The organism is Microcoleus sp. D2_18a_B4 (assembly GCF_036702475.1).
Lineage (GTDB): Bacteria > Cyanobacteriota > Cyanobacteriia > Cyanobacteriales > Microcoleaceae > Microcoleus.
This window is the reverse complement of record NZ_JAUBTL010000047.1, coordinates 47774-56665: the sequence shown is the minus strand read 5'-3', so window position 1 is coordinate 56665 and position 8892 is coordinate 47774. Positions and strand designations below refer to the sequence as shown.

At 52.6% G+C, this 8892-nt stretch carries 3 protein-coding genes and 1 pseudogene; 1 reads left to right on the top strand and 3 read right to left on the bottom strand.

Annotated elements, in window-relative coordinates; genetic code table 11:
* The 3 genes and pseudogenes from QUB04_RS23485 to QUB04_RS23475 all read right to left on the bottom strand — a co-directional run.
* Positions 1-1387: pseudogene (locus tag QUB04_RS23485) on the bottom strand (calcium-binding protein); the annotation flags it as partial.
* A gap of 34 nt (positions 1388-1421) precedes the next feature.
* A complete protein-coding gene (locus QUB04_RS23480) occupies positions 1422-4715 on the bottom strand; it encodes an Ig-like domain-containing protein (RefSeq protein WP_333288067.1) in 3294 nt (1097 codons plus the stop codon).
* A 382-nt stretch (positions 4716-5097) separates the two neighbouring features.
* Positions 5098-7308 carry a recombinase family protein gene (locus QUB04_RS23475; RefSeq protein ID WP_333288065.1) on the bottom strand — a complete coding sequence of 737 codons (2211 nt, stop codon included), beginning with the start codon at positions 7306-7308 and terminating at the stop codon, positions 5098-5100.
* Between the two features lie 52 nt (positions 7309-7360).
* Between QUB04_RS23475 and QUB04_RS23470 the strand changes: the two genes are divergently transcribed.
* Positions 7361-8725: a proton extrusion protein PcxA gene (locus tag QUB04_RS23470; RefSeq protein ID WP_333288063.1), complete on the top strand. Its 1365-nt coding sequence runs from the start codon at positions 7361-7363 to the stop codon at positions 8723-8725.
* The last annotated feature ends 167 nt before the right edge of the window (positions 8726-8892 follow it).

The window sequence follows — 8892 nt, the reverse complement described above, 5'->3', positions numbered from 1 at the left end:
CTGTGCCGCCGCTATTGGTAGCTGTGCCGCCGCTATTGGTAGCTGTGCCGCCGCTATTGGTAGCTGTGCCGCCGCTAGAAGGAGTTGTGCCGCCGCTAGAAGGAGTTGTCCCCTCAATGGTGAAGGGATTGTCGTCTACGCGGGGTATTTGAGCTGTAGTGAACCGAGATTCATCTAGCGAGTTCGATCGAACATCAATCAACACCGCCAAAAATTCCCCAGTTCGCCTGTCCCTAATAATCGTGTTGCTAGAATTCGAGCCTTGGCCCTGGAAAATTTCTAACTCTGTAAAGTTCAGACCTCCAGCCAGACCGATCGAATCTCCCGCATTAAAATCTCTAATTACATCAGCATCGCCGATTTCGCGGCCGCCAGTAGTGAGAAACCCGTTGCTACCAGCCGACGTGCCCACCCTACCGAGAACAAAGATATCCGATCCGTCGCCTCCTGTCAGAGTATCAGACCCGCGATCGCCCGAAAGAATATCATCCCCAGCATCTCCAGACAAAGAATCATTCTCGTCGCCCCCGAAGATCAGGTCATCACCCTCGCCGCCGTCACCAGTATCGTTACCAACACCGCCGGTGATGACATCCCCGCCCTCCTGGCCCAACAAAATATCATTGCCCCGAGCGCCGATCAGGCAGTCGTTACCAGTGTCGCCAAAAACACTGTCACTGCCCTTGTCGCCAAAAATCAGGTCGTCCTCGCCACCACCGCGCAGACAGTCATTGCCTTTACCGCCGTACAGCGAGTCGTTGCCTTCAGCACCCAAGACAACATCGTTCCCCTGGTCGCCAAAAGCTACGTCACCGCCCTCGTCGCCAGAAACCAAGTCATCGCCTTTGCCGCCCCGCGCCGTGTCATTGCCGCGCCCGCCCTCAACGATATCTTTACCAGCGCCACCGTTGAGAGAATCGTTACCGTCTTCGCCCCTGACTACATCGTCCCCGTCCCGACTCAGAAGCGTGTCGTCGCCGGCACGCCCGGAAATGGTGTCATTGAACAAGCTGCCGATTAAATAGTTACTGCCGTCATTTGCGACAACTAAGCCATCGACAAAAAGTGGCTCTGGGGGAGGCGTGGGAACTGTCAGAGGTGGCCGCGGCACCGGGGTGATCGAAATGTCCGGGCCCGTCCCCATCATCGGCTGCGTGCCCGTCATCATCGGCTGCGTGCCCGTCATCATCGGCTGCGTGCCCGTCATCATCGGCTGCGTGCCCGTCATCATCGGCTGCGTGCCCGTCATCATCGGTTCCGTGCCCGTCATCATCGGTTCCGTGCCCGACGACGGCGTAGGCTGCGGCACCGTCCCGCTATCCAAAGTATCCCCGTTCTCCTCGGGTAGCCGCCCTAGGAGAAAATTTAGTGGTACTGCACTTGGCATTGTTCCGCCTCCTTGCGACGCTACTCAAAAACTACTAAATAAACTTAAAGTCAGATGCAGTAATGACTGTGCTGAGCGCTCCGGGCACTGTAGGAATAGAATTCAACACTCCCAAATCGAAAGCTGGGAGACTGTCATCTGCCACATTCGGGTCGAAGCCGAGAACGTACTTGTTAAAAGTATTGTTCAGGTACACGAAGAAAGCTCCTGTTTTGCTCGAACCCTTTTGATTTTTCAACACTGCATTTACTGCTTGAGCGTTATCAAATTTAGATTCAAACAAAATGACTGATTGCTTGCTGATGTCGTCGCCGCTAGACCCGATATTCCTGACGATAAAACTGGTGAAATCGAGAGTAGTTCCTGAGTTGGTTAAACCCGCGAAATTTGACGACCTGAACAAGAATCTGTCGGTCTCGCTGCCGTTAGCGTTAAAGTCAGCAATCACGTCCACGCCTTCGCTGGGAGTTTCGTAGTAGAAGAAATCATTGCCAGCATCGCCCGTGAGCAAGTCAGAACCGACACCGCCACCCAAAATGTCATTGGCTGCACCGCCGGAAAGCGAGTCGTTGTCATCGCCGCCCAATACCAAGTCATTGCCGAAGGCGCCGCTGAGACAGTCGCTGCCGGCACCGCCGTCGAGAGTGTCGTCGCCCGCTTGGCCGTCGAGGGAGTCGCTGCCGGCCTCGCCCAACACGTAGTCATTGCCCGAACCTCCGAGTCCCGTGTCGTTGCCTTGTCCACCCAACATCGTTTCATCGTTGTCGCCGCCCAAGATGGAATCGTTATTGATACCGCCATCGACCAAGTTTCTGCCCAGTCCACCGTCGAGGATGTCGTCGCCTGCACCGCCATCGAGGGAGTCGTCGCCAAGGCCACCAAGTAAGGTGTCGATCCCAGCGCCACCAAGTATCGAGTCCTCGCCGGATTCTCCCAACATCGAGTCATTGCCTGTTCCGCCGTCAATGGTGTCGTTGTTGTCACCGCCCAAGAGGTTGTCATTGTCATTGCCGCCGAACATCAGGTCGTTGCCCAGTCCGCCGATCAGCGAGTCTATGCCGTCTTCGCCGTTAACGGTGTCGTTGCCCAGTCCGCCGTCAACGGTGTCGTTGCCGATCGCACCCACCACCGAGTCGTTGCCTGCTTCACCGAATACGATGTCGTTGCCGACACTGCCATCGATGATGTCGCTGCCGTCGCCCCCAGAGAGGGTATCGTCGCCGGCCCCGCCGAGGATGAAGTCGCTGAGGTTGCTGCCTGTAAAGCTGCTGGCCGGGAGTGCGCTGCGATCGACAATATTATCTACCACCGTGATGCTGAAGGATGCCGGCCCGATAGTTGCAGATCCGTCGGAGGCTGTAAACGTGAAAGTGTCGCTGCCACCTGCTGCCAGCAAGTTGTATTTGACGATGTTGTTGTTGATATCGTCTTGGGTGAATTTGCCGCCCACGTTGAGAAAGGTGCTACCCCTTTGGACAAAACCTCTGGTAGCATCGGGGGCTTTAGTAATCGTGTAAACGATTTCCAAGGGGCTGTTGTCGGGATCTGTGACTAACAAATCGGCGGCAGTGATTGTCTGGGTAGGATTACTTTTGGCAACCACCACACCCTCGTTAATTATTAGCTGCGGCGGGCTACTGACGTTGATGGTTACTACCGCCTTACTTGTGCCGCCGCTGCCGTCTGATATCGAGTAGCTGAAGCTGTCAGTACCCGAAAAGCCGGGATTCGGGGTGTATTTGAATACGCCGCCGCCCACGGGAACCAGGCTCCCTTTGCTTGCTGGAGCAAAAGTCGTGACAGTCAGAGCGCTTTGTTCCTGGTCAGTGTCGTTCAACAGAACGTTGAAACTGAGTTCTTGACCCGCAACCGTGGTGAAGTTGTCGTTAACTGCTCTTGGAGGTTGGTTAAAGATGGGCGTCGGCGGTGTCGGCGGCGTCGGACTTCCTGTCGGCGTCGGACTTCCTGTCGGCGTCGGACTTCCTGTTGTCGGCGTCGGGAACGTCGGCAGTGGCTCTGTCGGTGTCGGCGGCGTCGGACTTCCTGTCGGTGTCGGACTTCCTGTCGGTGTCGGACTTCCTGTCGGTGTCGGACTTCCTGTCGGTGTCGGACTTCCTGTCGGTGTCGGACTTTCTGTCGGCGTCGGTAGGGGAAGCGGAGTTGCGCTGCCGGGAACTGTGGGGGCAATTACAAATGAGCTTCGCCCTAGGGTTCTGCTGTCTACTCCCGGCAATACTGCTAAAAAGTCGCCGCTGACGCCGTTGCGAATAATCGTACTGCCGGCTTTCGTCTCAGTGCTTTGGAATATTACCAAATCTTCAAACTTGAGGTCGCCGGTTAACCCGATTAAATCTTCGCCTTGGCGAAAGTCTGTGAAAATGTCGGCATCGGCGATATCGGGGCCGCCTGTGGTGAGAAATGCCGGGTTAGTGCCGTCGCTGCTGCCGCTGGGGGAACTGAAGGCACCGATGACGAAGACATCTCTGCCTTCGCCTCCTGCGATTATGTCTTTGCCTGCTTCGCCCCAAATAACGTCGTTGCCAGCACCGCCGTCCACGATGTCGTCGCCGTCACCGCCGAATACGATGTCGTCGCCGTCGCCGGAAAAAAATGTGTCCCCGCCGGCGTTTCCGTATAGCCAGTCGCCTCCTTCGTTGCCAAATAGCAAGTCTTCGCCGTCGCCGCCGAAGAGCGAGTCGTTGCCTTGGTCGCCCCACGCGATGTCGTCGCCTCGATCGCCCAAAAAGCTATCGTCGCCAGAACCCCCACGCAAGCTGTCGCTGCCTTTTCCCCCATAACCCGTGTCTCTGCCTTCGCCTCCGATTACCGTGTCGTTGGCGTCATTGCCGTACAGCAGGTCAGGGTTATTTGCCCCGTCGAGGCAGTCGTTGCCTTTGCCTCCGTACACGGTATCGAGTCCTGAACCGCCGTCGAGAACGTCGTTCCCTGGCGCGCCGAACAGCACGTCGTCATCATCGCCCCCGAATACTAAATCGTCGCCGTCGGCTCCTTGGAGGTTGTCGTTGCCTTGCAGCCCGGAAATCACGTCGGGCCCGGGACTGCCAACTAAGGAGTCGTTGGTTTCTCCGCCGCGGACTACGCCGCCGATGATTCCGGGCGAGGTACCTTGGCCTCCGCCCCCTGTGTCGTCTATGTCGCCAATTGTGTCGTCCCCGGAGGGAGGTGTTGGAGGTGTTGGAGGTGGTGCTGGGGTTGGAGGTGTTGGCGGCGTCGGAGGTGGTTCTGGTGTTGGAGGTGGTTCTGGTGTTGGAGGTGGTTCTGGTGTTGGTGTTGGTGGTATAATTACTGCTGGCACTGCACTTGGCATTATTTTGGCTCCTTTAAACGACGATCCCGATTAACTTTAAGAACTGATTAGTATCAGTTTGTTGCCACAAATCTGGCTTAAAATTGATTAATAACCCCATCATTTCTAACATACTAAATCAAAACTGCAACGGCTATAGATATTTTTTAAGCGGGGCATCTTTTGATATCAAAATATTAATGATTGCACGTTTTGATGCCTAGGTTGGGTATACTTTAATATCGCGCCACTTCGATATATAACCTAGAATTCCGGCTGGGAGTCAGCCCAGTGTATTTATCCAGAAGCCGAATAAATAAAAATCTTCGCCGTCAGAATTTTTTCTTTCCGAATGTCGAAGGCTGAATACAGATGTGCCCCTTGCCAGCAGAAGCCGACTGTCTTATGCTGACTGCTGACAAGAAACAGAGCTGTTAATTAGGGGCAGAAGCGGCCCGGTTTGTTCTTGTCCACTGACGGATAGTTCGCTGTGGCAAAGGTAAAGCAGGGAACAGCGACTTAACAAATCTAGCAGAATTCGCCGCAGCCGCTGTTGGTCGGCCGCCGTTTCCTCTTCGGTTTCCCAAGGGCGCCCCAGTTGCGATCGCAAAAATAAGGGAGCACCAAACAATGTCGCCGCACCACCACTCAGCCACAGGGGCGAGCCGGCATCCAGCCAAAAGTGCCATTTGTGGGCGCGGCGGCTGCTGCGGTACTGGAAAATGTTGGCGAGGGTGACGGCCCTGGCTGCTGGGCCTTCGGGACGCACTGGAAAGGGGTTGGCGGTGACGGTTCCTTGGCGCAACAACTGGATGAACCGGGCGATCGTTTCTGAGTCGCCGCCGTTTGTGGGTTCTACGCGCTGCATTCGCCCGTTGATTTCCCAGTAGTGGGTGGCGGTTTCCATTAACTCGCGCAGGGCTGCTAGCCGATCGTAGGGCAGGTATCTGTCGTTCATGAGAAATTTCTGGATGGCTCGATCGAGCAGGGCAATGGGGCTCGGCAACAGCCGCTCCTGCTGTTGCGATCGCTGTTGTTCGATCCACTCCACAATCTGCTCGTAGGCCCTGGCTGCTCGGTGTCCCACTCTGTCCCACCGGGGAAAAGCTGTAATGGGCAGCAATTGAGGTCGATCGATATCTGGACAAAAACAGTGATCGGCGATTAAACCTGCTCTCACTTGGTCGATCGATTTTTGATTATGAATTTGAGATTTTAGATTGAACGTCGAGTTGGAATCTTCTGTTTCCAATGAACTGTGTTTCTGGCTGCCCAACACTACCAGCATTTCGGCTGCGCCGTCTCGATCGACTAAACGGCCGAGTCCCGGATAAACTAAGGCTAACAAAGTGAGTAAAGCTCGAATCTCTGGGGTAGCCGAGAGGGGACGCTGATCGTTGAGAGATACGGCGGCGATATTATGTCGCGCCAGAATTTCCGTTAAACTGTAACGGGCGATCGCATCCATCCCAGGGGCAATTACGGCGATTTCCTGGGGTTCCACGGCTTGTGACTTCACCGCATCCACGATGATTTCGGCGGTTTCTCGCAGCAGTTGAGCCCGGGAAGTGGTTTGGAGCGATCGAACTTTACCGGGCAAACTCAAGCCTAAAGGATAAAAACCCTCAGTATTAACTGCTAAACTTACCGCTAAATCTCCAATCTCTGGGGCTAAACCGGCTTTTGCGTCCAAATTTACCACGCTTTGACAGCGGTCTTCGAGTCTGGCTAGGTATTCCGTATCAGCCCCCAAGCCCAAACGCACTCCTCCATCTGGGTTGTAGGAGAACGCCCCCGCTGCACCGAAGTCGAGCATTCGATCGAACAAATGGCCACTTATCGCCGGATAATCGTCAACATCGTCTGCGATCACAGCTTGATATCTAGAGGCCAAATGCTGCTGGTAAGTGCAATCCGGCAACAAATTGCGCCAGTAGAGTTCGCAAACAATCCCGTAAGTCAGGAGCCCCCGCGTCAAGCACCATTCCCGCCACCTTTCGAGCAACTCTCCCATGCTAGTCCACAGGTTGTTCGAGCCGCCCTCACCAGCAAATCCCTGTTCCAGAATGCTGGGAATCTCTTCTCTCGGCGTACCGCTGACAGCAGCAAGTTGTAATAAGTCTAGTGTTCGACGCACCATTCGGTTTGGGCTGACCCCTGTTTTTTGCAAAATCCCTTCGTCTAGTTCGCGACGCCAGAGTCTCGCGGCAAGTTCCAGTTCTGTTTCAGGTTGCAGCCGCAGGGGAAATTGAGCCCTCAAATCCAGCGACTGAACTAGCAGGGGCCAAAATAACAATACCTCCTGCTCAAAAAAACCGAAGGGCGTTGTGGAGTGAAAGGTATATTTTCCTTCGGTAGCGACGGCGATGCGATCGGCCAATTCTAGCCGGTTGTCTCCGTTAGCTGCTAAGACTAAAATTGCTGGGGCAGTTTGTCCAGCCCGCCGCCGCCCGGAACTCGATCGCCCTGAAACTGTTGTGGGCAAGGGCTTGACAGTTTTGCTCCAAATGCAGAACTGCTCGACTAAGCGAGTGGTTTTGCCGCTGCAGGCAGATCCGACAATCCAAATTGAATCTTCGCTGGCAGTTCTCAATTTATGTAAATTTGTTACCATACCGTGAATACTTTAATCACTAATGTCTACAGCCAACTAACCAGCTTTAGCTATGAATACTTCTCCGTGGAACAGGATTGTAAAATATCTCTACAGCCTTCACCAATGGTATCGAGAAACGCCTGAGAGGGCTCTAGAACAGGCCTACGATGCTGCGTTAGCAATTAAGGCGATCGAAGACGAGCATTTTGGGGGTCAAGGAATCTCTGAGCGATCGGGAGATTACGGACAAAGCACCCTGTCTTACTTTAAATCCGAACTGCAAAAATACCTCAAGGTCATCCAAACCCGAATGGTTGAGTTTAATGCTAGCCGTTCTTTTTTGGAACTGCCGGAGCGAGTGGGGGCCAAACCGAAAACGGGGAACAGCGCGGATCATCACCAGCACGGATTACATCTCAACAATAAAGATAGAGCCTCCCTTATATTTGAGAAGCTAGAGTTTATTGATGGAGTCATCGACAAGTATATTAATAATAGTAGATCGACGGCAATTGTTCCGGTTGTCACTTCAGTAAATGTGCAGGCAAAATCTACAAATAGCAGCTCTCCACCTGACAAAAAAAATAAAGGTTCAGCTAATTCTGTTCAAATTCACGATGGTGAGGTTGACACTAACTATGAAGAAGTGAATTTATTACCGCGATCGCTTTTGGGAACTTTGAATCGAATCACTAAAGATTTAGATCCGGGAGCTGAAAAAGAAGTAGTCAAGAATTTTCGGAATTCCAAAGTAAAAACTATTATTTCTCTCAGATTTATTTTGCTTTTGATTTTAGTTCCGCTGTTGACGAATCAAATTGCCAAAAACTTTTTAGTTGGCCCGGTAGTTGACCATTTTAGAGGCAAAGAAAATGCTCCACTTTTCATAAATGTTAACCTGGAAGAAGAAGCATTTCAAGAGCTGGAGAGATTTGAGCAGCACCTCAAGTTTCAAAGGTTAATAGGCACTGCTCCGTCGCTTTCTTTAGAGGAAACGGAAAAGAAGATTGCCGAGAAAGCAGTTGAACTAGCGGAGGAATACCGCTCTGAAAGTGGTGGAGCTATTAAAAATATTTTTGCCGATTTGATTTCCTGCATTGCCTTTGCCGCGATTATCGTCACTAACAAGAAAGAGATTGAGATTTTAAAGTCTTTCATGGACGATGTGATTTACGGCCTCAGCGACAGTGCGAAAGCTTTCGTAATTATTTTGTTTACAGATGTGTTTGTCGGATTCCACTCGCCTCATGGTTGGGAAGTAATTCTCGAAGGTTTATCGAGGCATTTGGGACTGCCAGAAAATAGGCAGTTCATATTTTTGTTCATTGCGACTTTTCCAGTGATCTTGGATACGGTATTTAAGTATTGGATATTCCGCTATTTAAACCGGAGTTCGCCTTCGGCTGTTGCTACGTACAAGAATATGAACGAATAATCAGAGGTGAAGGAAGTTCGGCAACGGATTCTGTAGCGGATGTAACGGATGTCATGAAGAAGGAAGTTCGGCAACGGATTCTGTAGCGGATGTAACGGATGTAACGGATGTCAGGAAGAAGGAAGTTCGGCAACGGATTATGTAACGGATGTAGCGGATGTAACGGA

Bases quoted from the DNA above. Each gene is read 5' to 3' on its own strand.
- QUB04_RS23475 (WP_333288065.1), bottom strand. From the start codon at position 7,308: ATGGTAACAAATTTACATAAATTGAGAACTGCCAGCGAAGATTCAATT.
- QUB04_RS23480 (WP_333288067.1), bottom strand. From the start codon at position 4,715: ATGCCAAGTGCAGTGCCAGCAGTAATTATACCACCAACACCAACACCA.
- QUB04_RS23470 (WP_333288063.1), top strand. From the start codon at position 7,361: ATGAATACTTCTCCGTGGAACAGGATTGTAAAATATCTCTACAGCCTT.